Raw genomic sequence first — 23,456 nt, 5'->3', positions numbered from 1 at the left:
CCTAAAAAGCCACCGTGCAGTGGACGCCCGCTCCTCCCGGCGACATCGTGAAGCCCGCGCCCACGACAGTGCCTTCGGGCGACACGAAGCCCGTGCTCGAAGGCGCCGAGCGCGGCCCGCCGAGCAAGATCATGAGCCCCCCGCCGACGATTCCCGCCGCGCCGATGGCAAGGCCCGTATTGGCCGCCGTCGTCAGCGCCATGCCGCTGTCGACGACGTCGGCATATTTCATATCGGTACAGCGCGCCGCGTGGCACTCTTCTTCGAGCGTCGCGAATCGGCTCCGGGCCATGAGCCCCGTGACGCCGAAGACCGCCATCCCCGCGACGCCGAGGCCCGCGACGACGAACCCCGCCGTTCGCACCGCGCCGCCTGTTCGAAGCTCGTCGCCGCGCGGCTTCGCATGATCCACGCGCACAGGCGCCGGCGCCTCGATCTTCTTGGGCCCGGCGTCCGGAAACACGAGCGATACCTGCGCGCTCGCGCCCGCCTCGACCGTCTGCTCGCGCCGCACGGACCGCCCGTCCGCGCGCGTCGCCGCGACGACGACCGTCCCGGGGTCCACCGCGAAAGGAACGCCGAGCTTCTCCGGCGGTACACGCGAGCCATTGACCGTCACCTCGACGCCCGATGGATCCGCAACCTCGACGACGAGTTTTCCCACCTTCGACTCGAGCAGCGCGACGTGTTTCGCGGCGGCGTCGCGTGTCAGTGCATATTTCGGCTCGGTCTCTGCGCGCTTCGTCGCCTCGCGCAGCGTCGCGGACATCTCCTCGTAGGCCTCGGCGGTCCTGCCGAGCGCGACGAGGCAATTGCCGATCATGATGCGCGCGTTCGGGCTGCCCGACGCGTTATGAGCGTGGCGAAAGCCGACGAGCGCTTCGGCGAAGTTGCCTCGATCGAAGAGCTTCTGCGCCGACACGTAGAGGTCTTGCGCGGAGGGCGCGTCCTGCGCTCGTTCGCCGGCGATCGCGGGCGCCGCAGCGCTCACGAGCAGGGCGATCACGAACCACGGGAACACGCGATTGCGGCGGTAGGTCACTTGCCTTTCCCCCTTGAAAGCTGCTGCGGCTCGTGGGCAGGATCCTTCGACATAGAGCCTCGGCCGCCCGATCCCCGCGGCACGAGGCCCTGGTCGCGTCACGAGGACACGTCGAGCGCGGGGCGGGATGACGCAGCGGCGCGGCGGGCCGCCGCGAGGCGCGCGACGCCGCCCGCGAAGAACACCCGCCAGAGGATGGTGTCGATCCCCCGGATGCTGCGATCACGCGCAGCGCCGCGTGTGTCTCCCCGCAAAACCCCATCGTCGGGAACGTACGGTACATGAAAGGTTCCGACGTCGCGACGGCGTTGATGGTAAAACATCATGTTTAACCGAACGGCAACCGTTACGCGGGGCGTCAACGGCGAAGGCGGCAGCGGGTGCGGGCGCGTTGCCCTACCTCTCCTGCATCCGCTCGCGCGGCTCCAGGACGAACGCCCGGGGAGCTAGCGGAGCTCGCGAGGCGTGCCCTCCAGCGCGCCGAGGACACGTCCACGTGTGGGAACGTGCCATGCGACGAAGATCGTCGAAATGGCCGCGAGCGGCACGTAGTCCTCGGGGCTCGGGACGATCCGCCCCGACCCGTCCGAGAATTGATGGCAGTAGACGATGATCCCCGACTCCACCAATGCCAGGAAACAGATCGGCAAGAGCATCACGAGCACCATGGCCAGGCGGCCTTCGTATCGGAGCACGGCCGCATGTCGCGCGAGCTCGAGTCTCGAGGACTGAAGCAGGGTGCCTGGTGCGCGGGTGGTGCGGCGGAGCAACCGGGTGAGCGATCGGCGATGCCATACGACCGGGAGAACGACGCTCCCCATCGCAAGGGCGAGAGCGACGAGGCACAGGCGCAATTCAGGCCCGCCATCGGACCACTCGAAACATGGACGATGGGAGGGCGGGCAGGTGTCGAGCCTCCACCACCGCGCATAAAGGAACGGCAAGGCATAGAGGTAAAGTGGAGAGAGCATCGCGAGCGACCACATGGCCCACAACGTCCCGAACCCACGTTGCCTCCCGCCTCCTTGCATCCAGCACGAGGATACCCCGCTCGTCGCCGTTCGTCAGCCCTTCCTTGGAGAGTGATGGAGGCGCCGCTTTTCTGGTAGATTGACCGCTGCACTGTAGTAAGACGCGGGCATGTCCAGGGTACGGCTCCAGGCGTCGATCCTCGTCGGCGCGCTCGTCACAGCGTGCACGTCTTCATCCCCTCCTGCCCGAACATCTGCTGCGGCGAATGCGGCGGCGTCGACCGATACGCCTGCGCCGGCGGCGGACACGCCCTCCACGACGTCCATCATCGAGCTGCAAAACCTCGTCATCAGCGAGGACGGCCTGATCCTCGCTCGCCTGCGCGCGGATGGGCGCACGCAGTACCGGCTCTACGGCGAGTCCGACGAGGAAATCTGGATCCCCGGACCGACCCTGAAGGCCGACGGGACCATCCTCTTCCGGGGCGGCGTCACGGCCAGGGTTCAGCCGGACGGTTGCATCTATATCGTGAATCCACCTGGCCACACGCCCGCGGAGCACCTGTTCGGTCGCATCTCGGGCGACACGCTCGTGCTCGCCAACCCGGCGGACGAGGTCCGTGTCGACGGCAATATGCTCCACTTGCCGAACCGCCACATCCCCAGCCAGATCCACGGGATGGTCGATGCGAGATCACGGCACACCGCGCTCGTCATGGCGGCGGCGTTTTACATCAACACCGGGATCGTCCCGGAGTGAGCTTTTGCTTCGTGACGGGCGGGCCGAGAGGTCAGCCTGGAGCATCCGTCGTGTGATGCATGAGCGCTCTCCAAACCCCCTCGCGCTGCTGCCATACTGCGCTGAACACGAGGAGTTTTTCCAGGCGCTCCCCACCCACGAGCTCTACCCGCCCGAGGTACACCCCCGTGATCAGCGCGACACGCTCGGCGACGATGCGCACGTCGAACCGCCGAAACTCCTCGGTATACGACGTCACGCCCTGGATGAGCGCCCAGTAATCCTTTTTGCCGCGCTGTGCGCCGGTGGAATCGATGTATTCCCAGCTCTCGTCCACGTGCCGCTCGAAATACCCTGCGTCCTTGGCGCTCACGGCCGCGGTCCACTGGTGCATGAGCGCGAGGAGCTCTTCTTTTGCTCGTTCGGGAACGATGATGTCGGTCATGGCGTGTACCTCCCCCGAGCGCAGATCAGGTCGACGCCTCGGCGCTCGTCGCGCGAAGTGATGCGCGCTCGCGGATGGAATCGGCGATCCGCTCGTCGATGTGATGGTCCACCTCGATGTCGATGTGCCTCGCCTCCGGAATGACGGCGCGTACGGCCACCTCGATATCGTCGATTTCGCTGCTGATCGCGCGGAGCGCGCCATCCGCCACCACCCGGAGCGTCCTTTCACGCTCCGCGCCCGAGAGCGCGCCGGGCTGCGCGGGCAGCGCCTGATCGAGCCGGGCCGCGAGGAACGCTGCGTCGAACGTGACCTCGGCTTTGAGCTTGTAGACCTCCGGCGTGATCCGCCGGCTCTTCACGTCCCGCACCCCGCGGACGCTCGGGCGCTCGCGGAGCACCCGGACGAACGTCTCCTCCACGCCATCGGGGACGGCCATTCCGATCAGCAAATCGCGATTCTGGGTGACGAGGTGGATCGCGACGTACCCGAGGAGCAAACCGACGAGGATGGACGCAATCGCATCCCAGACCGGGCTGCCCGTATAATACGACGCAAGGATGCCGATCGCCGCGAGGAGCAAGCCCAGCACGGCAGCGCCGTCCTCGAGCAGGATGGCCACCGACGCCGGATCCGCCTTCTCGCGCACATATCGAAAGAAAGGCATGCTCCCGCGCTGCGCGGCGATGCTCCGCGCGGCGAAGAGCAGCGCGCTGCCCTCGATGAGGAACGAGAGGCCGAGGACCACGAACGTGACCACGTTGACCGAGGTCGCGTGCGGATGACGGAGCCCCTCGATACCATGGTAGACGGTGACGCCGCAGCCGATGAAGAAGATGCCGGCCGCCGAGAGCAAGCCGAACACGAAGCGCTCGCCGCCGTAGCCATAAGGGAATTCCTCGTCGCCCTGCCGCGCGCCGCGCTTCAGCCCGATGAAGAGCAAGAGCTGGTTGCCCGTGTCCGCAGCGCTGTGGATGGCCTCGGAGAGCATCGCGCCCGAGCCGGACAGGAAAAAGGCCACGAACTTGAGCAGTGTCACGAGCGTGTTCGCGGCGAGCGCAGCGATCACGGCAGGCAGAGAAGAAGGGGTCGCCATCGCGGGTCCCCTGCATCCCAGCGCGAGACGGGCTCCGGGTCAAGTCGTGCCTTACTGGCAGCGTGTCGTCATGCCCTCGTCGACGCACGTCTTGTTGGAGTCCGCGCAGTCGACCGCCACGACGAAGCGAGGGACTCCCTCGGGCGCGATGAGCTTCGGGCGGCACGTCACCCGGAACGTCCCGTCGCACGACTCGTCGAACGTGTCGTCACACGAAGCTTGCGGCGCACGCGCGCAGTACGCCACGTCCTCCGCGGCCTCGACGCAAACCTCGTTGGGCGCCACGCAAGGCGTGTCGTGCACCTTCCGGTTGACGACCTGGTCCGGCCCCTCGCCGCAGATCTCCAGGACGTTACCATTGCATTGTTCCTTGAAACTACATTCGTTGCCGCACCCGTTCACCACGAGGAACGTCGCCGCTGCCAGGAAGATTTTCTGCATGATCCGAGAATTGTCCCAGACAGCAACCGCACACAAGCGCTTTTTGCGCGGATCCATGCCCACGACGAGGCGCTCGGTTGGTCCTCCCGAGGGCCGCTCCAAGACCGCCCGACAAACGAATGGAAATCTTCCGGCTCATTGGAGGCGAGCCCAGGGGAGAACGAGTGCAGTGCTACCCAGAGGCAGGAAGGGGAACGGCAGATGATTCTCGTGACGGGAGCGACAGGAAACGTTGGCAGCGCGGTGCTCGAGCAGCTCGTCGAGGCGGGCCAGAAGGTCCGCGCGCTCGTGCGCGACCCGGCCAAGCTGGGAGAGCTCGGCCGCAAGGTCGAGGTCGTGAAGGGCGATCTCACAAGACCCGAGACGCTCGACGCCGCATTCGCAGGCGTGGACAAAGCATTCGTGCTCTTCACGGGGGCCGACCTGGCGACGCTCGCAAGCAACGCGGCGGAGGCGGCCAAAAAAGCAGACGTCACGCACCTCGTGATGCTCTCGTCGTCGACCGTCGTCCAGGCACCCGAGAGTCACCTCGGTCGCTGGCACATCGACGCCGAGGCAAAGATCAAGGCATCGGGGCTCGCCTTCACGATCCTCCAGCCAGGAGCCTTTGCCTCGAACACCCTCAACTGGGCCGGTTCGATCAAGAGCCGCGGCGCAGTCTTCCAACCCACGGGCGACGGGAAGGCGGCGCCAATCGATCCACACGATATCGCGGCCGTCGCCGTGAAGGTCTTGACCTCACCGGGGCACGAAGGAAAATCATACATGCTCACCGGGCCGGAGGCACTGAGCACAGCGGAGCAGGTGGCAAAGATCAGCGCGGCAATCGGGAAGCCCGTCGCATTCGTCGACGTGACCGAGGACGCCGCCCGTGACGGAATGGTGAAGGCTGGTTTGCCCGAGGTATTCATCCGCGCCATCCTCGAGGCAAACGCAATGGTCAGGGCCGGGCGTGGAGCGGACATCACGAATACGGTCGAAGAGCTCCTCGGCCGCAAAGCACGGACCTTCGACGATTGGCTGAAATCCCACGGGAAGGCGTTCCAGTAGGAGAGAGAACGCGCGCGCGGGGCGTTGCCCCGCACCCCAGAAGGGGGCTGTCCGCCCCCTTCACCCCGGACCAGCGCAAGCGCTGGACTCGGGGTCGATGAACTGCGCGATGCGCAGTTCATCGAACGGCCCAGGTCAAGACTGGCGACGACGCTGCCGGCCAAGACCGCAACGCTGACGCTTCAAGCTTGAAACGCACCTCCGCGGTCTTGCCACCGGCCCGCTGGAAAAACTGCGCGGAGCGCAGTTTTTCCACCTGAGGTCCAGCGCTGGCGCTGGTCCGGGTCCAGGGGTGGACAACCCCTGGTCGGGCCCGGGGTGAAACCCCGGCGCTACGCTGCCCACTCGATCAAGTGGAACGGCACGCCTTGCGGTGATTTGAGCAGCGCGAAACGCCCGACCCCGGGGATCTCCTGCACCGGGATGCAAAGCGACGCGCCGAGCTCCACGCCTCGCCGTGCTGTCTCGTCGGCGTTGTCGACTGCGAAGGACGTGCCCCAGTGCGGCGGGACGTCCCCCACGTGCGGCATGGCCTGCATTGCGCCGGCGACGGGGACACCGTCGAGCTTGAAGAGCGTGTAGGTCATGCCGGGCACGGGACACTGGTCTTCCGGCGTCCAGCCGAAGAGCGCTGCGTAAAACGCCGTTGCTCGGCTGACGTCGCTCGTGATCGTCTCGAACCAGCTCGGCGCGCCGTGCGCGTGGCTGTCGACGTCGATGCCGGACTGCTTCTTTGGCTGCCACAGACCGAAGACGGCGCCGTTTGGGTCCGTGCACATGGCCATCCTGCCGTTTTCGAGCACGTCGAACGCTGGATCGGCGCGCCCGCCGAGTGAGGCGACCTTTGCGACGGCGGCGTCGGCGTCCTCGACCTTCATCATGACCCCGATGACTGCCGGCGTGCCTTTGGGCAGGTTCGCCACGGAGAGATCCATGAGCGCGCCGGCCGTGCGCCCGCCGACCAGGATGAGCTGACCGCCGGGGACGCCCGGCATCTCACCGTACGTCCAGCCGAACAGCGCACCGAAGAATGCGCGCGCTCGCTCGGCCTCGGGGGTCATCAGGTTGATCCAGCAGAAATCGTGCGTCTTGCGGGTACCCGTCGTCATCGTGATGTCCTTTCCTTCCCCGTAGACCGGGCCTGCGCTGGAAAATCATCGGTCGGGCCGGAAAAAAGTTCGGCGGACGGAGAAGGCGGGCAGCTCACCGCCGATCCGAGGGCGAGCGCCCTGCCCCCTCGACGTGTTGGTTGGTTGCCGCCCTATTCACGAGAACGTTTCTCCGACCGAGCTTCGCGCTTGGCTTTAGGTTCTTCCGCGCGGGGGAATGCATGCGGGCGGGGGACGTCATCGACGATCGGTTCGTCATCGAGCGGGTTGCCGGTTCGGGGGGAATGGGCTCGGTTTTCCGGGCGCACGACCGCCATTCTGGCGGGCCGGCGGCGGTCAAGGTGCTCCACGATCGGGAGCCACGCGACGTTGCGCGTTTCGACATGGAGGCGCGTGTGCTCGCGGGGCTCGATCATCCCGGCATCGTCCGGTATGTCGCGCACGGCGTCACCAGCGCGGGCGAGCCCTTCCTCGCCATGGAATGGCTCGATGGAGAGGACCTCGGCGCGCGGCTTTCGCGCGGGAGGCTCACGGTCCGGGAGAGTCTTGCGGTGATCGGCGCGGCGGCCTCGGCCCTCGCGACGGCGCATGCGCGCGGCGTGGTGCACCGGGATATCAAGCCGAGCAACGTCTTTCTCGTGAATGGCGCGCTCGATCGCGTCAAATTGCTCGATTTTGGTCTCGCGCGTTTGCCGTTTTCGCCACGGCTCACCCGGACCGGCGTGGTGCTGGGGACGCCGAGTTACATGGCACCCGAGCAGGCGCGCGGCGCGCCGATGCTCGACGCGCGCGTGGATGTTTTTGCGCTCGGCGCCGTGCTGTTCGAGTGCTTGACCGGGCGGCCCGCATTCCAGGGCGAGCACGTGATGGCCATCCTGGCGAAGGTTTTGCTCGAGGATCCACCGCCCTTACGAAAGCTCCGGCCCGAGGTGTCGGTGCGGCTCGAAGCGCTGGTCGCCTGTATGCTCGCGAAGGATCCGGCGGATCGGCTCACGGATGCGGGGGAGGTCGCGGAGGCGCTTGCCTGCCTCGATGCGCGGGATGCTTGGTCGTGGCTTTCCGAGGTGCCGCCCGCGGAGGCCCTGACGAAGAGCGAGCAGCGATTGCTGAGCATCGTCGCCGTGGGCGCGCCGGCCGAAGACGTCGACGCCGAACTCGCGAGCGCGCGCCGAGAGGTCCTGGAATCGGCCGCGGGGGCGTTTGGCGCGCGTATCGAATGGCTGGCGGACGGATCGATGCTGGCGGTCTTCATGAATGCAACGAGCGCATCGGCCTCGGATGCGGCGGCGCGGGCCGCGCGTTGTGCCCTCCGGCTGCGCCCGCGCGTCCCGGACGCGCCCATCACGATTGCCACCGGTCTCGGCGAGGTCGCGGAGGCTTTGCCGGTTGGACAGGTCCTCGATCGGGCCGCTGCGCTCCTGCGCAACGCGGGCCGCTGGGTGCTCGTCGACGAGGTGACCGCGGGGCTCTTCGACGCGCGCCTCGTGGTGGTGCGTGGGCCGGGCGGGCTCGAGCTTCGGCGCGAGGAGGAGATCAGCGCAACGGCGCGCACGCTGCTCGGAAAACCGAGCCCGTTCGTGGGGCGCGGTCGAGAGCTGCGCATTCTGCTCGACTTGCTCGACGAATCCGTCGGCGAGGGCGTCGCGCGTGTGGTGCTCGTGACCGGGCCGCCCGGAATCGGAAAATCCCGCCTGCGCCAGGAGTTCGTCCGCGCGGTCGAGCAGCGTTTTCCAGGGGTCGAGCTGTGGATCGGGCGCGGCGACGCGATGAGCAAAGGTTCGGCGTTTTCCCTCATTGGCTCGGCGCTGCGCCACGCGTTCGCGCTGGCGGGTCACGAGCCGATCGAGCAGCGGAGGCGCAAGCTCTTCGAGCGGGTCGCGCGCCACGTGGCCAAGGCCGAGGCGCGCCACGTGGCCGGGTTTCTCGGTGAGATGACGGGCACGCCCTTCCCGGACGACGAGAGCGCGAAGGTCCGCGCCGCGCGCCTCGATGCGCGGCTCATGGCCGATCAGATCCCGTTTTCGTTTCGGCAGTTCATGGCCGCCGAGTGTGGTGCGCACCCGGTGCTGCTCGTCCTCGAGGATTTGCATTGGGGCGATCGCCCCTCGGTGAAGCTCGTCGACGCGGCGCTGCGGGACCTCGCAGGCAAGCCGCTGCTCGTGGCGGCATTCGGCCGGCCCGAGCTATACGACGTTTTTCCCAAGGTATGGGCCGAGCGTGGTCTGTCCGAGCTTCGCCTGGGGGAGCTGACCCCACGGGCCGCCGGGGAGCTCGCCCGAAGTGCGCTCGGAGATACGATGGAACCTCGGACGATTGCACGAATCGTGAAACGCGCCGCGGGGCATCCGTTTTTCCTGGAGGAGCTCATCCGGGCGGTGGCCGAGGGGCGCGGAGAGCAATTGCCGGAGACCGTGCTGGCGATGGTCGAGGCACGCCTCGCCGCCCTCCCCGCAGGCGCGCGGCGCGTGTTACGCGCGGCCAGCATCTTCGGGGATGTCTTCTGGTGCGGCGGCGTCGAGCACCTGCTCGGCGGGGGGGACGAGACGCTCGACGCGCACGATTGGCTCGACATGCTGGCCGCGCGCGAGGTCGTGCAGCGCAACGAGACGAGCAGGTTTCCGGGGGAGGAGCAGTATTCGTTCCGGCATTCGCTCTTGAGAGAGGGCGCTCATGCGATGCTGACGGAGCAAGACCGCACGCTCGGGCATCGGCTCGCGGGGGAGTGGCTCCTGCAATGGGGCGAGGGCGACGCGATGCGTTTGGCCGAGCACTTCGAGCGGGGGGAGCGGCCGAAGCTCGCGGCGGAGTGGTATCTCGCGGCGGCCAGGCAGATGCTCCAGGCCAATGACCTGCGCGGAGCGATTGCCTGCGCCGATCGTGGCCTCGGCTGTGGAGCTTCGGGCGAACTGCATGCCGTGCTCTTGTTGGTTCGCGGCGAGGCATATGGGTGGAGAGGCGACTGGGCCGCGTTCGCGACGGCCATGGAGGAGATCCTGCACCTGACCACGCCGCGCACGCCGCTCTGGACCGCGGCCATGGCTTGGAAGCTTGCGAGCGCGCTTGTGCTCGGCGCGTGTACTGCGCGCAGAGAAGACGTGCTTTCGCTCGTCGACCTGGAGCCGGCCCCCGAGGGCGTGCGGCCGCTCGTATTTGCCCTGGGGCTCGCCTGGGAAACCCTGATTCAGCAAGGCAGGCGTGCTCTGGCCCAGCTCTGCGCGGCTCGAATGGAGCAGCTCGGTAGCTCCCTTGCAGCGCACGATTCCACGGTTCGAGGCCGGCTGTACGAGGCACGAAGCGCGACACTTTACTTCGAGGGTGAAATCTGGGAATCCCTTTCGGCTGCAAGCGTCGCCGTGGCGAGCTACGAGGAGGCCGGCGAGCGGCAGCACATCGGATGGGCCCACCTGTTCGTCGCGGTGAATTACGTGTGCCTCGGCGCGTACGCGCGCGCGGACCAGGAAATGCGCGACGTGCTCCAGGGGGGCGAGGAGGCAGCCACCTATGCGATGTGGGGAAGATGGGTCTGGGCCTGCGCGCTCGCGGGTCAGGGGGCCCTGGACGACGCGCGCGCGCTACTCTGGAGCGTCCTGCACTCCGAGTACGCGCCGAGGCACCAGAATCTGCTGGGCACCGTCCGCGCGACGCTGGCCTCCATCCTTCTACGCTGCGGGGATCTCGGCGCGGCGGAGCGCGAGGCACGCGCGGCCGTCGAGAATCTTTCTGGTAGCACTCCCTGGCGCGCGACGGCAATGACGGCACTCGCGGCCGTCCTTCTCCAGCAACGGCGCGCGGACGAGGCGCTGCGCCTCATCGAGGAAGCGGTCATGCAGCGAGACGCGGGCGGCGTGCGTGGACCTCATGAGATGGCTCTGCACCTCACGCACGCCGAAGCATTACGCGCGACAGGCGATCACGCCCGAGCGCTGGCCCTGCTCCTCGACACGCGCGATCTGTTGCTCTCGCGCGCGGCAAAGATCGGCGACCCGGAGCTACGCCGGAGCTTCCTCGAAAACGTCCCCGAAAACGCACGCATCCTCGCCCTCGCTGCCGCCTGGGAACAAGCTGCCGCTTAGAACCCAAATCCGCCCCCAAGCCCACGCTCGACCCCGTCGGATTGCTGGCTCCCGCCGCGGGAAAGGTCATTTCTTCGCTCAGGCCGCCTCGTTGCCAGAAAACGTGCCCACCCTTCCCCGCGCTCGTTCGCGCTGCTCTGGAAGTGCTCTCGCCGTCGGGTATGTAGAAGAGTCGCTGGACCGCTCCGCTGGGAAAGGTTGACGACGTGCACGAGAAAGCGAGCGACTTGAGCGCGCAGGCGGCGGAGAGCACGTTGCGCGAGATGCTCGGGGGACATGGGAGCGGCCTTTCGCTCCTCGACAGCCTCGGCGCCATCGTCTGGCTCGCCGACGGGACCGACCTGTCGCTCTCCTTCCTGAACCGAAAAGCCCGCGCGTTGCTCGGCCTCGCGAGGAGCGATGTCTCGCCCCCTTCGAGCGTCCTTTCCCGTGTTCCCCACGAGGACCAGGCGCACCTCCGCGAGGTATGCAACGCCGTGGCGGCCACCGGCACGAGCCGGCCGGTCGATTACCGCATCGTCGGAGGCGGCGGGCAGCTCGTACCGCTCTCGGGGCACGTGCACGCCGTGCGGGCGGAGAGCGGGGAGGCGCTCGTGGCGCTCGCCTTCGTGGGGATCGCCCGCCCCGAACAGGAGCCGGCGAACGGCCTGGACGGCGCGAGAAACGGCAAGGAGGCCGTGCACACGATCGGTGAGCCGCTCAGCGTCCGGCGAGCGGCCCGGTTGAGCCGCATCGAGGATATCATCGACAATATCGACGGCATCGTGTGGGAGGTCGACGCGGACACGTTCCGCTTCAGCTACGTGAGCGCCCACGCCGAGCAGATCCTCGGATATCCCGCAGCGCGATGGATCGAGGATCCGACGTTCTGGATGGACCACATCCACCCCGACGATCTCCACTGGTGCATGGCCCTCTGCAAGGACGCGACGGCCCGAGGCGTACCTCATCGATTCGAATACAGGATGATCGCCGCCGATGGCCGCGTGGTCTGGCTACGGGACTATGTGCGCGTGGTGCTCGAGGATGGCCGTCCTGCAAGGCTGCGCGGGGTGATGGTCGACATCACCGAGGTGAAGCACGTGCAGGCGGAGCTCGAAAAAACGATCTCGCTCCTGCGCACGACCCTCGAGTCGACGGCGGATGGAATCCTCGTCACCGCGTCGGACGGGTCGACCATCAATGCGTACAACCAGCAGTTCGTGCAAATGTGGCGCGTACCCTTGCAAGTCCTCGAACAAGGGAGCGACGAGCAGGCATTGGCCACCGTCATCGATCAGCTCGCCGAGCCGGACGCGTTCTACGCGAAGCTCCGGTGGCTCTACGCGTACCCGGAGGAAGAATGCCACGATTTCGTCGCATTCAAAGATGGTCGCCTCTTCGAGCGTTATTCACGCCCGCAGCGACTCGGCCGGGAGGTCATCGGCAGGGTCTTCAGCTTCCGCGACGTGACGCGGCGCTTTCACGCCGAGGCGGAGCGTGATCGGCTGCTGGTCGAGGAGCGCCGCTTGCGAGGCGAGGCGGAGCGCGCGCACGGTCGCATGGCATTCCTCGCCGAGGCGAGCCGCAAGCTCGCGGCCGCGGCGCTCGACGTCGAGCCCATGCTCGCAGCGGTCGTCACGCTCGCGGTCCCGGCGCTGGCCCGGTGGTGTGCCATCGTCCTGCCCGAGGGCATCGGCGTGAACGACCGACCCACCGCGGCGGCGGCGCACGACAGCGCGTCGATCGTCGATTGCCTCTGTTCCCTCCTCCAGCGTTCTCCGCCGGGCCCCGACGACCCGATTGGCTTCGCGGAGGTCATGCGAACGGGCGAGCCCCTCCTCGCACCCAGCGTCCCCGACCAGGCGCTCCGCGCCGCCGCGCGCGACGAGGCGCACCTCGCGCTCCTGCGCGCCCTCGGCGCCACGCCTCGAATGCTCGTCCCCTTGATGAGCAAGGGGCGCGCGATTGGCGTGCTCGCGCTCGGCGCGATGACGCTCGGCGCCCATTTCTCGCCGGAGGACCAGGCGCTCGTCGAGGAGTTCGGTCGGAGGTGCGCGACGGCGCTGGAGAATACGCGGCTCTATGGCGAAGCGCAGGAAGCCCTGCGCCGCAAGGAAGAGTCGCTGGCGCTGCTCGACACGCTCTTCACGACCGCCCCCGTTGGGCTCGCGTTCCTCGATACGGACATGCGATATGTCCGCAGCAACCGGGCTCTCGCGGTGGACATCCATCGGCGTTCGCCCGAGGACGAAGTCGGAATGACGCTCCACCAAGCGATCCCGGAGCTCGCCCCGCGCGTCGAGCGTTACATTCGCCACGTCCTCGATACGGGCGAGCCGCTCGTCGGCGTGGAGGTATCGGCCAGGGTCCCGGGCTCGCCCGACCACGACCGTCACTGGCTCGCGAGTTATTATCCCGTCAGGACCGTGCGGGGAGACCTCCTCGGCGTGGGCGTCGTCGTCGTCGACATGACCGAACAGAAGCGCGCCGAGGAGGTGCGCGCGAGGCTCTACCAGGACGCGCAGGAGGCGATCCGGGTGCGGGACGATTTTCTTTCCATTGCTTCCCACGAGCTGAAAACCCCGCTCGCCACGCTCACGTTACGCCTCGAGCAAATGGCGCGCCGCCTCCGCGACGGGCTGCCCGTGGACAAGGAGCCGATTGCCCGGGCGCTCGCGCAGGTCGGCCGGCTGACGGCGCTGACGAATGATCTGCTCGACGTCTCGCGTATCGCGGCGGGACGGCTCACGATCCGGGCGGAGCAAGTCTCGCTCGCCGACCTCGCGCGCGAGGCGGTGGCGAATGCGGCCATGAGCTTGCAGAAGCACGCGATCGTCATCGTCGAGCCGTTCGAAGACCTCGTCGTGGTCGGCGATCGAAGTCGTCTCGCGCAGGTGGTCGGAAACCTCCTCGACAATGCGATCAAATATTCGCCTTCCGGCGGGACGATTCGTGTCGCATTGTCGAAGCGCGACGAGCACGCGCTCCTGTCCGTCACCGATCCGGGCATCGGGATCCCGAAAGAGGAGCAAGCGATGCTCTTCGAGCGTTACTTCCGGGCCCAAAACGCGCCCATCACGGCGTATGGCGGGCTCGGGCTCGGCCTCTACATCAGCCGCGACATCGTCGAGCGGCACGGCGGGCGAATCTCGATGGAGAGCGAGATCGGGCAGGGCTCGACCTTCACGATGGCGCTCCCGCTCGAAGGCCCCGAGGACGAGCACACGCGCACGGGCTGAAGACACCAGGAAGACGGCTCAGGCTGGCACACTTTCGACACCGTTCGACCTGGCGGCCGGCCACTGGTGCGCGGGGATCGTCGGGGTTTCGTGATGGGCGCCGAGATTGCCATGCAGGCCGACGGAGAGGTCGAGCCCATGCCCGTCCTCGGTCCAAGGAGGCGCAACGTGATATCGTGGTGGATGCGTGGTGCAATGGCGTCGGGGCTCGTGCTTTTGGCGGCGTGCGGGAGCACGGTGAACCAGGATGGATCCGGCGGCTCCGGCGGTTCCGGTGGGTCCGGCGGCACCGGGGGCACCGGCGGCGGGACGGGAGGGAGCGGCGGCGAGGGAGGCGTGATCCCGCCGGAGTGCGTGGTCGAGACGTCGGAGAGCGGGCCGTACGAGGTGACGTTCCAGTTCGAGAACGGCGGGGCATTTCCGGCCTTCCTGCGCGAGGATTGCTTCCTGCAGTACACGATTGAATCGTGCGAGGATGGTTATTCGTCGTCGGTGCCCATCTACGCCGGGTGCACCCAGGCGTGCAGCAGCAGCACCGACGGTTGCCTCACCTGCGGAGCCTGCCTGATGGCCAGCGTGCCGGTCGACATCGGCGCGCAGGCCACGGATACCTGGTCCGGGAAGCGGTATACCTTCGGAATGACCGACGATGGGTGCTCCTGCCACGAACCGCACGTGGCGCGGGCGGGGCGATATCGAATCCGGGTGCCGGTGTATGCCTCCGACATGGACGCGCAGGTGGGCACCCCCTCGTACGAGGTGACGATGAATTTCGAGCTGCCGGCGCCGAACGGCGTCGTGATCGTGCCCATCGGGCAGTCGCCGTGAGACGGGCACCCAAGGCCGCAGCGGACGAACTTGACGCGATGCAACGTGCGGGTTAGCGTTTCTCGGCGAGATGCCTGATCGATCCGCCGTTTCGCCGAGGAAGTTGCCACAGCAGCGCCGCTCGCAGGCGCTCGTCAGCGCGGTGATCGAGGCTGCGGTCCGCATCTTGAAGCTCGGCCGCGAAGAGGCATTGACGACCCGCCGCGTCGCCGAGATTGCAGGGGCGAGCGTCGGGTCGCTTTACCAGTACTTTCCCAATCGTGACGCCATCGTTCGCGCGCTGATCGATTCCCACGTGCGGGAGATGCTCGCGCGTGTCGACGAGAAGATGCGTGATGCATTCTGCGCCACGTGCCCCGAAGAAATGGTCCGCCGCTTCGCCACGGGCCTCGTCGCCGCGCATACCGTCGATCTCGATCGGTGGCAGGTGATCGCGTTGCAGGTGCTCCGTTTCGGCGATCTCGATGCGAACGACGAGGCATGGCAAATGCTCGACGAGCGCGCCCGGGAGCTCGTCCACCGCGTCGCGCCCGAGCTTCCCGTGGACGAAGCCGCCCGGGCTGCCGCGCGCCTCGTCTTCCTCGTCCGCGCCCTTCTCATGGACGCCCTGACCCAGCGGCCGGACGAGCTGCGAGACCTCCGGCTCACCGCAGACATCACCGACCTGATCCTGGGCTACCTCGGGCGCCTGCGGGCACGGCACGTCGCCGAGCACGCGGCCCCCGTTACGCCCGGCTGATCAAGGCTTCGGAAACCAGGTAACGAAAACGTCGAGCGCGCCGCTGGGAGCCTGGGTCCCGATGGGCGGGAACTCGAGCGGGTTGATCCAGCCACCTGCCAGGACCGCCCCGGAAGCGCCGGTCGCCACGCAGACCGAACGGGGCATGAGGGGTTCGCCCGTGCCGCCGAATTGATGGGCCCAGGAAGGTACGCCGTCCGGGGAGAGCCGGATCAGAAAAATGTCGTTGTCGTTGCTCGTGATATCGGCGCCGGAACGGACCTGCATCGTCCCGGAGAAATGGCCCGCGGCCAGAACGCCGCCGTCCGCCGTGAGCGCGAGGCTGGTCGCGAGCTGATCCTGATTCCCCGAGAGCTGCGTGCTCCACATGGTATTGCCGCTCGCCTTGTCGAGCGCGAGGACGAAGGTGTCCTTGCCCGTTGCCGTGAAGGTCTGCTTGTCGAAGTCGACCATGCCGCTCATCGTGCCGGTCACGAACACCTTGCCGTCGATGGCGGAGGCATCCACGGCCACCGCGGCGCCCTCTGCCTCGCCGGCGTCTCCGTCGCCGAACGTGCGAATCCATCTTCCGTTCGGCGTGCCGTCAATCTTCAGGACGAACGCGCGGGCCGTCGCGCCGGCATCGGGGACCACCAACCCGGGGACGTTCATGGTGCCGGTGTAGCTGCCCGTCACGTACACGTTCCCCCCGCTGTCGATGGTCATGGCGCGAGGCTTGTGGATTCCACCAGGAAAAACCTCGACCCACCTGCATTGGCTGATGCTCGTGTCGTAGCTCACGACGAAGAGATCGTCGTCAGCGGCGTTGTACGCGAGCGACCCCCCGGCGTCGCAGGGAAAGGTCCCCGTCCCTCGGACCGTGCCGGTCAGGTAGGCATAACCTTGCGCGTCGACGGCCACCGCCACGGGCTCTTCGTCCCCGGTCGCGGCGAACGGCGTGACGTTCGCCGTCGACCCGGTACCCCAGGCCAGGAAGGCGTCCCGATCCCCCTGAGCGGTGGTGTAATACCCCGTGGCAATCACGTGGTTTTTCCCGCCCGACGCCACCGCGACCGCCCGCCGAGGCTGCTTTCCAAGAGTGCCGAACCGCTGAATCCACGTGGGACTCCCGGTCGGAGACAACATGGCCACGAAGGCGTCGTCCGTCGTCTCCTCGGGTGACGGACCGACCGTGAGCGCGTCGGACGCATTCAGCGCGAGGACGCCTTGATATCGCCCAGCCAGAATGACGCTCCCATTGGCGTCGACCGCGGCCGCGAGCACCTCCTGATCCTTGCCGTCCCCAAACCGCCGGCTCCATGCGGCCCCCGGACACGTGGCGGCTTTGCAGCTCTCGCTGTAGTCCGTGCGGCAGATTTCGACGCCGGGCAGGATCTCGCCCTCGCAAGCCCCCCAAATGCCGTCCGGGAGGCAGGTCCGCATTCCCGCCTTGCAGGGCTCCACGTTCTGCGCGCCCGGAGGCCCGGAGAAACAGCTCTCGATCAACCCCTGCTCACACGGGCCGGAGCCCGCCGCGCCCCCGGACCCGCCGACGCCCCCGGTTCCCCCGTCTCCCCCGGTTCCGCCTTGCCCGGGCGTGTCGTCCTCGTGGAAATCGCTGTAATCGTATATCAGCGCGCAGCCGCCGAACGCGACGAGGCCTGCGGCCACCGCGAATGCAGAGATGAACCGCATCAGAACCTCCCCGAAATGCACAAGCCTCCGCCGCCCGGCACGGCGAGCGGCGCGATCGAAGCCTCCCGCCCCTGCGCGTCGCCCGCCTTCCCCGACGGCGCCGTGAGCACGAGCACGAGCCCCGCTGCGATTCCCGCGATCCCCACCCCCCACGCAACGGTATTCCCCACGAGGAGCGGCCCGCTGTTCTGAGACAACGTGTAGCCCTCGCTCCCCTTCCTGCAGACACCGTCGTCGTTGCAATCCTTCGTGATCTGCCCGTCACGCGCGACGAGCATGCCCCCGGTGATCCCCGCCGCCACGATGCCCGCGAGGCCGACCCCGCCCACGACGAACCCCGCCGTCCTCCGTCCGCTCGCCGGCGCCGGCGGCGGTGGGGCCTCGGCGCTGCCGCTCGCCAGCGGAGGGGGCTTGGGCGCCTCGACCGGGACCACCTCCGGCCCCGGCCCGGCGACCACCTCCGTCCGCTCCTTCTCGGCGAGATCGACCTCGTAGCGCTTGTCCTCCCGCCCCGGCGCGCGCACCACGATCACGTGCTTGCCCGGCTCCACGCGCAGCGGCGCCTCCAGCCTGCTCGGCGCGAGCTCCGTCCCGTCGAGCGAAAGGGTGCCGATGGCCTGCCCCACCGGCAAGATCACCCGCAGCCGCGGGACCCGCGCGTCGAGCGCGTCGATCCGCTCCTTCGCGACCTTCGCCCGCGGATCCTTGGCGTCGATCAGCGAGAGCCCCCGCTGCCAGTACTCCTGCGCGGCCGCGATCCGCCCTTCTTCCTCGTCGCAACGCGCCACGTTGAACAACGTGTTTGGCGTCGCGAACAAGGAAAGGCTCTCGCGCAGCTTGGTACACCCGGCCTGCTTGTTGCCCGCCTGGATGTCCGTGAGCCCCTCGAAAAACAGCTTTTGCGCCCGAGCCTTCGGGTCCTCTTCGGCTGCCACGGGGGAAGATGCGAGCGCGGAGAACAGGAGCGCGGCGGCGACGCCCCCGACAAACCCGCGCCGCAAGGCGTTGGATGTGTTCATGCGCCGCCGGAGCGTAGCGCTCGGCACCATCGCCTCGGGCGGGCGGAGGCAAATGCGAACATCAACGCCGATCATGCCACCGGCGTGTCACGACCCGACCCGAAATATCGATGAAAAACGCGGCTCGCGCCTCTCTTCCAGAATGCGAACTCGCGCGAGCGCATCGCCCCCACGGCGCCGCCTCGTCAAAGGCCCGGAGGCGGGAGATAGACGGCCGTCGCGGGGTCGAGGAGGTATCCGCCCTGGCCCGTCATCAGGACCTCGCGCAGCCCGAGCTTGCGCAGGGTCGCGAGCGCCACGCGCACGCGGTTCGCCGCGGCGTCCACGCCGATCCGTTCCCCAGGCCATCCGGCACGGATGATCTCGTCGAGAGGCAACGTCTGCCCCGGGGCGGACGCCCGTAACTTCGCCAGGGCGAGCAGGATGCGGCGCAGCGGCGCGCGGCGCGACAGGTCCACGGACGCGCGGGCACCCGGAAGCCGAAACCTTGCCCCTTCGTCGGAGATCACCAGCGCCTCCGCGGGCGCCGCGAGCCCACGCCGGCCGGCCGCGAGCAGGATCCGCAAGGCGAAACGCACGTCGTCGTTCGAGCGCCCGAGCGCGAGCGCGCGCGCTTCGTCGAGGAGCCGCGCCCGCTCGGGTTCGCTCGCGTTCGCCAGCGCGACGTGGGCTTCGTGGATCGCGACGGTCGCCTGGAGCGCCGGCTCGCTTTCACACGCAGCGGCCGCGCGTTGCGCCTTCGCGAGCCATTCGGCGGAGGCCTCGGGATCCCCTTCGTCGGACCATACCGACGCGAGGCAACCGGCGATCAGCGCCTCGTACCTCTGGAAGCCGGCCGCGCCCATGAGCTCGAACGAGCGCGAAAGGAGCTTCGTCGCTTCGCCCGGCGAACCTCGCTCGAGGAAGGCCCCGCCGAGGTAGTAGAGCGCGCTGCCCTCGCGATGACGGCTCCCGATTTCGTGGAACAACCGCACTGCGCGCGCATGGCACGCGAGCGCCTCGTCGAGCTTTCCCCGTTCCTGAAAAAGGATGCCCTGCGCGCTGAGGAGCGCGCCCTCGGCGTGTTTGTCGCCAATACGCCGCACGATCACGAGCGCCTCGTCGAAACACGCGGTCGCCTCGGCGTAGCTCTCCCGAAAGAGGGCGATGACCCCCGTCTCGTAGAGCACCCGCGGCAGCCGATCCTCGCCGTCGGCCTCGCGGTAGAGCGCGAGCGCGCGCTTCGCCTCGCGTTCGGCCGCCGCGAGCTCGCCCTCACGGCGGAGTGCGTGCCCGAGGCAGGCCCGGATCTCGGCCTCGCGTACGCGCCGAGACCGGCCGCCGGCCGCACCCCCGAGGCAAGCGAGCCCTCGCACGAAATGCGCTCGCGCCTCCACCGTACGGCCGAGCGTCTCGACGATCTCCCCGAGGTGCATGCACGCGAGCGCCTCGAGCGCCGCATCGCCGCGCGCGCGAGCGAGCGCGAGGCCGGCTTCCAGGTCAGAGGCCGCGGCCTTCGGGTCACCGAGCTCGCGCCGAGCGCCGCCCCGCGCGACGAGGGCGGCCGCGAAATCCGGCAGGCTCGTCCCGGCCACGGTCGCCTGCGCAGCTTGGATGGCTCGGTCGAGCAAGACGAGCCGCAGCTCGAACAGCCCTCGTGGCACGACGACGGGTTCGAGCGCGAGCGCGAGCCCGAGCGCGAGCTCCGCGCCGTCCCCGTCCGGCGCACGTTCGGCATCGGCGAGCGCGCGCGCGTGCGCCGCCACCATGTTGTCCATCTCGCGGCCGAGCTTTTCCCGCGCGGCGCCGCCGAACGCCGCCTCCTCGGCGAGCGCGCGGCCGAACCGCGAAAACCAGCGCGTGTGCCGGTTCGCCGCACGGTCGAGCTCTCCCGGCCGCTTTTGCAGCTCCTCCGCGGCGAGCTCGTGGATCGCCTCGAAAAGCGAGAAGCGCGCCTCGTCGCCCTCCGCGCGCATCCGCACGAGTGAGCGCGCGACGAGCCCCTCCAGCACCGACAGGACGTCCGCGCCCGGCCGTGCGAGCACGCTCTCCGCCGCCTCCAGCGTGAACCCCCCGCGAAACACCGATGACGCCGCGAAGCACGCGCGCTCGGTCTCGTCGAGCTGCACGAGCGAGTCCAGGATCGCGCGCCGCATCGACGAATGCCGCCCGCGGTCCTCGCGCCGGACCAAGAAATCGAGCGGCTCGGCGAGGCGACTCCGGATCTGTCCGAGCCCGAGGAGCCGCACGCGCGCCGCGGAGAGCTCGATCGCGAGCGGGATCCCGTCCGTCGCGCGGACGACGTCCCCGAGCGCCGCGAGCTCACCCGGCCCGACCTCGAAATCGGGCCGCACCTCCCGCGCGCGGCTCATGAACAGGGCCACGCCTTCCGTCGCGAAGAGCTCCTCGCGGCTCGCGCCGGGCTCCGGCACCCGAAGCGGCTCGAGCGGCACGAGGTGCTCGCCCGCGATGCCGAGCACGGCGCGCGACGTCACCAGGATGCGCGCGTGCGGCGCGACCTTCATCCACGCGGCCACCACCCCGGCGGCCGCGGTCGCGATGTGCTCCACGTTGTCGAGCACCAAGAGCACGCGGTTCTTCCGCGCGATCGCCTGCCCCAGCGCCGCCACCACGGCGCTCTCCTCGGTCGTCCGTTCGAGCGCCACGCCGAGGACCGATGCCACGGCGCGGCACATCGCGGCCACGTCGCCGGCATCGGTCAGGTCGCAAAACCAGACGCCGCCTCCGTGCGCCGCGTAGGCTGCGCCGTGGAGCGTGGCGAATCGTGTCGCCACGCGCGTCTTGCCCATGCCCCCGGGCGCGACGATCGTCACGAGCCGCGCGCCCTCGTCGAACCGGGCGAGGATCGTCGCGAGGGAAAAGGCGCGGCCCACGAACGAGGACGGGCCCTCGTACACGTTCGTGGGCGCCTTGGATTTCATGGCATCCGACATGCGTGAACCGCGCCTCGGCCGCCATGTTCGCCCAGCCTGCGCGGGGACGCGAGCGGCGAGCGGCGCGTGGCTCTGTTCACCGTGAGGCGTCGGAGGCCCTTCCAGGAACGACCCGGGCCGGATTTACCTGCACTGGCCGTCTTTGTCGGACTGCCTCTGGCAATCGGAGGGATCCGGCGGGTGCTCCTTCATGCAGCGCTCGCCGCAGCTCATGTCGCTGCTCGACATGCAGCGCGAGAGGCACGCGGCGGACTCGCCGGCGCATTTGTTCACCGCCGCGACCGAGGGGCACTGGTAATAGGAGCCGTTCACGCAGCAATGCGCCGAGGCATTGCCCTGCCCGCCCCCCGAGCCATTGCCCTGCCCGGGCCCCGTGTTGACCTGGATGCCCCCGAGGACGCCCGTGGCCGCGTCGAGAAATCCGCCGAGCCCGCCGCCGCTGCTCGAGCCCCCGTTCCCGGAGGCCTTGGCCTGGGCGGCTTCGCGCTCCGCTTCCCTCCGCTCCGCCTCCGCGCGCGCTGCGGCCTCGGCCCTCTCCTTTTCCGCCGCGACCTTTTCGCGTTGGATCGCGTCCTCGCTCGCCTCGCGCCAGATCGCCTCCCCGACGGCCGTCGCCTCGTCCGTCAGCGCCTTTCGCTTGTCGGCAGGCATCTTCTTGCCATCGACCACGTCGACGGCCATCACGACCTTGCCCGCTCCCGTCTTGAAATGGACCCAGACCTCCTGGCCGTACTGGAACTTGCAGAACTCGCGCTCTTTGCAGACGGGGCGATAACCTCGCTTTTGAATCGCGACCTCGAGGGACGCCACCGTGGAACGCCCGTCCTCGCCCGCGTAGGCGAGGGGCGTCGTTTGTCGCACATTGCTGCACGCAGCCAGCGAGAGGGACAAAGCGAGCACAAGAGAGAAGGCTTTCGTGTTCATGTTCACAGCTCCGAACGTCAGCATGCTGCCCGACGGCGCGTCGTCGGGCGCGGGCCCCGTATCCCGGGGATGCTCGTCACGTCCCGGGGTCGCATTTTTTTTCGGGAATCTCGATCCCGGCTCCGCGACCTAGGCCTGCGACCGCAGCGTGATCTCGAGCCGGCTCTGGATGAGGCGGAGAATGTCGTCCAGCTCGCCACGTTCGACCTGTAAGCGCTCGCGCATGCGCTGCCGTGTACCCGACGCGAGGCGCTCGCGGGCGCGGGCGAGCCAGCGGGCGGCCGTGGCGCGGTGGATGTCGTAGAGCGCGCCGAGCTCATCGATGCCGAGGCCCTGCTGGTAGTGCTGGCGGAGGAGGTTGCGCTCACGCGGGGACAGCGAGGCCAGCGCTTCCCGGAACGCGGTCTTGAACTCCTCGTGGTAAAGCCGCTCGATCCGGGCGAGCTCGGGATCCCCCGACGCGGGGTCGAGCTGGGCGAGCTCGAGGTGGACGCGCTCCTCCCGCTTCTGTTTGCGCAAGAGGCCGAGCGCCTCCCGGACGGCGACGACGCGGAGCCACCCGCGTAGATCCCCGCGGCCGGCGTATTCGGCGATCCGCGGGAGCGAGCCGCCCTCACCAATGAGAATCCGATGCCGGATACGGTCCCTGAGGTCCTCCAGCGTGGTGCTCCCGAGGTCGATACGCGACAGCGCAGCGGTGACGTCGCGCAGCAAGGCCTTGTCGAACGTCGCGAGGGCCGCCCTGTCGCCGCGGGCGCAGGCGCAGGCGAGGTACAGATCCGTGCACGCGCGGGACGACAGCGCACGAATCAATGGCACATCGGTGCCGATCCTCGCGGCGAGGTAGGGAATGAATACATCGGGCTCGATTTTCACCTCGGCCCAGGTCGCGTGCGCCGCGGCGAGGAGGGTGGCGAGCGCCGCCTCGAGGGAGTCCGCATCCAGATCGAGCCAATCCGCGGGAGCATCCGGCCGCGCGGCTTTCCACGCAGACGAGAAGCAACGAGCCAGGGCCGGTCCATCTCCCATTGGTAAATCCTATCTCTTCCTCCGCGGACATCCGCGCCTGGGTTGAGCAAGACTCCCGTTCAAACCGTGCGTGCGGATTTCCCGCACACGGCTTACCGGTGGTCTCTCGGGCGACAGCATCAT

The 23,456-nt window shown here is 68.5% G+C and carries 18 protein-coding genes; 6 read left to right on the top strand and 12 right to left on the bottom strand.

The genetic code is table 11. The features are described from left to right. Window position 1 precedes the first annotated feature (1 nt). From QHF84_RS32315 to QHF84_RS32305, 3 genes are all read right to left on the bottom strand, one after another. A complete protein-coding gene (locus QHF84_RS32315; RefSeq protein ID WP_281317338.1) occupies window positions 2–1,042 on the bottom strand; it encodes a hypothetical protein in 1,041 nt (346 codons plus the stop codon). Between the two features lie 98 nt (window positions 1,043–1,140). After that, entirely contained in the window at window positions 1,141–1,296 is a 156-nt protein-coding gene (locus QHF84_RS32310) for a hypothetical protein (RefSeq protein WP_281317337.1), read from the bottom strand. 192 nt (window positions 1,297–1,488) lie between these two features. Further along, window positions 1,489–1,737 carry a hypothetical protein gene (locus tag QHF84_RS32305; RefSeq protein ID WP_281317336.1) on the bottom strand — a complete coding sequence of 83 codons (249 nt, stop codon included), beginning with the start codon at window positions 1,735–1,737 and terminating at the stop codon, window positions 1,489–1,491. A gap of 445 nt (window positions 1,738–2,182) precedes the next feature. Between QHF84_RS32305 and QHF84_RS32300 the strand changes: the two genes are divergently transcribed. Beyond that, window positions 2,183–2,773, top strand: a complete 591-nt coding sequence (locus QHF84_RS32300) for a hypothetical protein (RefSeq protein ID WP_281317335.1) — start codon at window positions 2,183–2,185, stop codon at window positions 2,771–2,773. Window positions 2,774–2,804: 31 nt separating this feature from the next. On the opposite strand, the gene QHF84_RS32295 is transcribed toward QHF84_RS32300, so the two are convergent. Genes QHF84_RS32295 through QHF84_RS32285 form a run of 3 tightly spaced genes read right to left on the bottom strand, consistent with a single transcriptional unit; the run spans window position 2,805 to window position 4,734 of the window. Beyond that, entirely contained in the window at window positions 2,805–3,197 is a 393-nt protein-coding gene (locus QHF84_RS32295) for a nuclear transport factor 2 family protein (protein ID WP_281317334.1), read from the bottom strand. 25 nt (window positions 3,198–3,222) lie between these two features. Beyond that, window positions 3,223–4,293, bottom strand: coding sequence for a cation diffusion facilitator family transporter (locus QHF84_RS32290; RefSeq protein ID WP_281317333.1), 1,071 nt, complete (start codon window positions 4,291–4,293; stop codon window positions 3,223–3,225). Window positions 4,294–4,344: 51 nt separating this feature from the next. Beyond that, window positions 4,345–4,734 carry a hypothetical protein gene (locus QHF84_RS32285; RefSeq protein WP_281317332.1) on the bottom strand — a complete coding sequence of 130 codons (390 nt, stop codon included), beginning with the start codon at window positions 4,732–4,734 and terminating at the stop codon, window positions 4,345–4,347. Window positions 4,735–4,935: 201 nt separating this feature from the next. Between QHF84_RS32285 and QHF84_RS32280 the strand changes: the two genes are divergently transcribed. Then, window positions 4,936–5,784, top strand: a complete 849-nt coding sequence (locus QHF84_RS32280; RefSeq protein ID WP_281317331.1) for an SDR family oxidoreductase — start codon at window positions 4,936–4,938, stop codon at window positions 5,782–5,784. A 332-nt stretch (window positions 5,785–6,116) separates the two neighbouring features. On the opposite strand, the gene QHF84_RS32275 is transcribed toward QHF84_RS32280, so the two are convergent. Further along, window positions 6,117–6,893 (bottom strand): VOC family protein, encoded by a 777-nt coding sequence (locus QHF84_RS32275; RefSeq protein ID WP_281317330.1) that lies wholly within the window; start codon window positions 6,891–6,893, stop codon window positions 6,117–6,119. Window positions 6,894–7,114: 221 nt separating this feature from the next. Between QHF84_RS32275 and QHF84_RS32270 the strand changes: the two genes are divergently transcribed. From QHF84_RS32270 to QHF84_RS32255, 4 genes are all read left to right on the top strand, one after another. After that, window positions 7,115–10,966 carry a serine/threonine-protein kinase gene (locus tag QHF84_RS32270; protein ID WP_281317329.1) on the top strand — a complete coding sequence of 1,284 codons (3,852 nt, stop codon included), beginning with the start codon at window positions 7,115–7,117 and terminating at the stop codon, window positions 10,964–10,966. Between the two features lie 206 nt (window positions 10,967–11,172). Next, the gene (locus QHF84_RS32265) at window positions 11,173–14,187 is read left to right on the top strand and encodes an ATP-binding protein (protein WP_281317328.1); all 3,015 of its coding nucleotides are present in this window, start codon (window positions 11,173–11,175) and stop codon (window positions 14,185–14,187) included. A 111-nt stretch (window positions 14,188–14,298) separates the two neighbouring features. Continuing rightward, window positions 14,299–15,015, top strand: a complete 717-nt coding sequence (locus QHF84_RS32260; RefSeq protein ID WP_281317327.1) for a hypothetical protein — start codon at window positions 14,299–14,301, stop codon at window positions 15,013–15,015. A gap of 70 nt (window positions 15,016–15,085) precedes the next feature. After that, window positions 15,086–15,754, top strand: coding sequence for a TetR/AcrR family transcriptional regulator (locus QHF84_RS32255; protein ID WP_281317326.1), 669 nt, complete (start codon window positions 15,086–15,088; stop codon window positions 15,752–15,754). Here QHF84_RS32255 and QHF84_RS32250 read toward each other — a convergent pair whose 3' ends face one another. From QHF84_RS32250 to QHF84_RS32230, 5 genes are all read right to left on the bottom strand, one after another. Continuing rightward, window positions 15,755–17,428: a hypothetical protein gene (locus QHF84_RS32250; RefSeq protein WP_281317325.1), complete on the bottom strand. Its 1,674-nt coding sequence runs from the start codon at window positions 17,426–17,428 to the stop codon at window positions 15,755–15,757. Then, on the bottom strand, window positions 17,428–18,447 hold the full coding sequence (locus tag QHF84_RS32245; protein WP_281317324.1) for a hypothetical protein: 1,020 nt from the start codon (window positions 18,445–18,447) through the stop codon (window positions 17,428–17,430). The genes QHF84_RS32250 and QHF84_RS32245 overlap by 1 nt, the downstream gene beginning before the upstream one ends. 185 nt (window positions 18,448–18,632) lie before the next feature. After that, a complete protein-coding gene (locus tag QHF84_RS32240) occupies window positions 18,633–21,368 on the bottom strand; it encodes a tetratricopeptide repeat protein (protein WP_281317323.1) in 2,736 nt (911 codons plus the stop codon). A 135-nt stretch (window positions 21,369–21,503) separates the two neighbouring features. After that, window positions 21,504–22,304 carry a hypothetical protein gene (locus tag QHF84_RS32235; protein ID WP_281317322.1) on the bottom strand — a complete coding sequence of 267 codons (801 nt, stop codon included), beginning with the start codon at window positions 22,302–22,304 and terminating at the stop codon, window positions 21,504–21,506. Between the two features lie 129 nt (window positions 22,305–22,433). After that, window positions 22,434–23,333 carry a sigma-70 family RNA polymerase sigma factor gene (locus QHF84_RS32230; protein ID WP_281317321.1) on the bottom strand — a complete coding sequence of 300 codons (900 nt, stop codon included), beginning with the start codon at window positions 23,331–23,333 and terminating at the stop codon, window positions 22,434–22,436. Window positions 23,334–23,456: the final 123 nt, after the last annotated feature.

This window comes from Polyangium sp. y55x31, assembly GCF_029946505.1.
GTDB lineage: Bacteria > Myxococcota_A > Polyangia > Polyangiales > Polyangiaceae > Polyangium.
Note: the sequence above shows the minus strand (reverse complement) of the source record. Positions and strands in the feature narration are given on the sequence as shown.

What these genes read in the sequence shown, in the direction of transcription:
- QHF84_RS32300 (WP_281317335.1), top strand. Translation starts at nt 2,183, where the DNA reads ATGTCCAGGGTACGGCTCCAGGCGTCGATCCTCGTCGGCGCGCTCGTC.
- QHF84_RS32295 (WP_281317334.1), bottom strand. Translation starts at nt 3,197, where the DNA reads ATGACCGACATCATCGTTCCCGAACGAGCAAAAGAAGAGCTCCTCGCG.
- QHF84_RS32290 (WP_281317333.1), bottom strand. Translation starts at nt 4,293, where the DNA reads ATGGCGACCCCTTCTTCTCTGCCTGCCGTGATCGCTGCGCTCGCCGCG.
- QHF84_RS32285 (WP_281317332.1), bottom strand. Translation starts at nt 4,734, where the DNA reads ATGCAGAAAATCTTCCTGGCAGCGGCGACGTTCCTCGTGGTGAACGGG.
- QHF84_RS32280 (WP_281317331.1), top strand. Translation starts at nt 4,936, where the DNA reads ATGATTCTCGTGACGGGAGCGACAGGAAACGTTGGCAGCGCGGTGCTC.
- QHF84_RS32275 (WP_281317330.1), bottom strand. Translation starts at nt 6,893, where the DNA reads ATGACGACGGGTACCCGCAAGACGCACGATTTCTGCTGGATCAACCTG.
- QHF84_RS32270 (WP_281317329.1), top strand. Translation starts at nt 7,115, where the DNA reads ATGCGGGCGGGGGACGTCATCGACGATCGGTTCGTCATCGAGCGGGTT.
- QHF84_RS32260 (WP_281317327.1), top strand. Translation starts at nt 14,299, where the DNA reads ATGCAGGCCGACGGAGAGGTCGAGCCCATGCCCGTCCTCGGTCCAAGG.
- QHF84_RS32255 (WP_281317326.1), top strand. Translation starts at nt 15,086, where the DNA reads ATGCCTGATCGATCCGCCGTTTCGCCGAGGAAGTTGCCACAGCAGCGC.
- QHF84_RS32250 (WP_281317325.1), bottom strand. Translation starts at nt 17,428, where the DNA reads ATGCGGTTCATCTCTGCATTCGCGGTGGCCGCAGGCCTCGTCGCGTTC.
- QHF84_RS32245 (WP_281317324.1), bottom strand. Translation starts at nt 18,447, where the DNA reads ATGAACACATCCAACGCCTTGCGGCGCGGGTTTGTCGGGGGCGTCGCC.
- QHF84_RS32240 (WP_281317323.1), bottom strand. Translation starts at nt 21,368, where the DNA reads ATGAAATCCAAGGCGCCCACGAACGTGTACGAGGGCCCGTCCTCGTTC.
- QHF84_RS32235 (WP_281317322.1), bottom strand. Translation starts at nt 22,304, where the DNA reads ATGAACACGAAAGCCTTCTCTCTTGTGCTCGCTTTGTCCCTCTCGCTG.
- QHF84_RS32230 (WP_281317321.1), bottom strand. Translation starts at nt 23,333, where the DNA reads ATGGGAGATGGACCGGCCCTGGCTCGTTGCTTCTCGTCTGCGTGGAAA.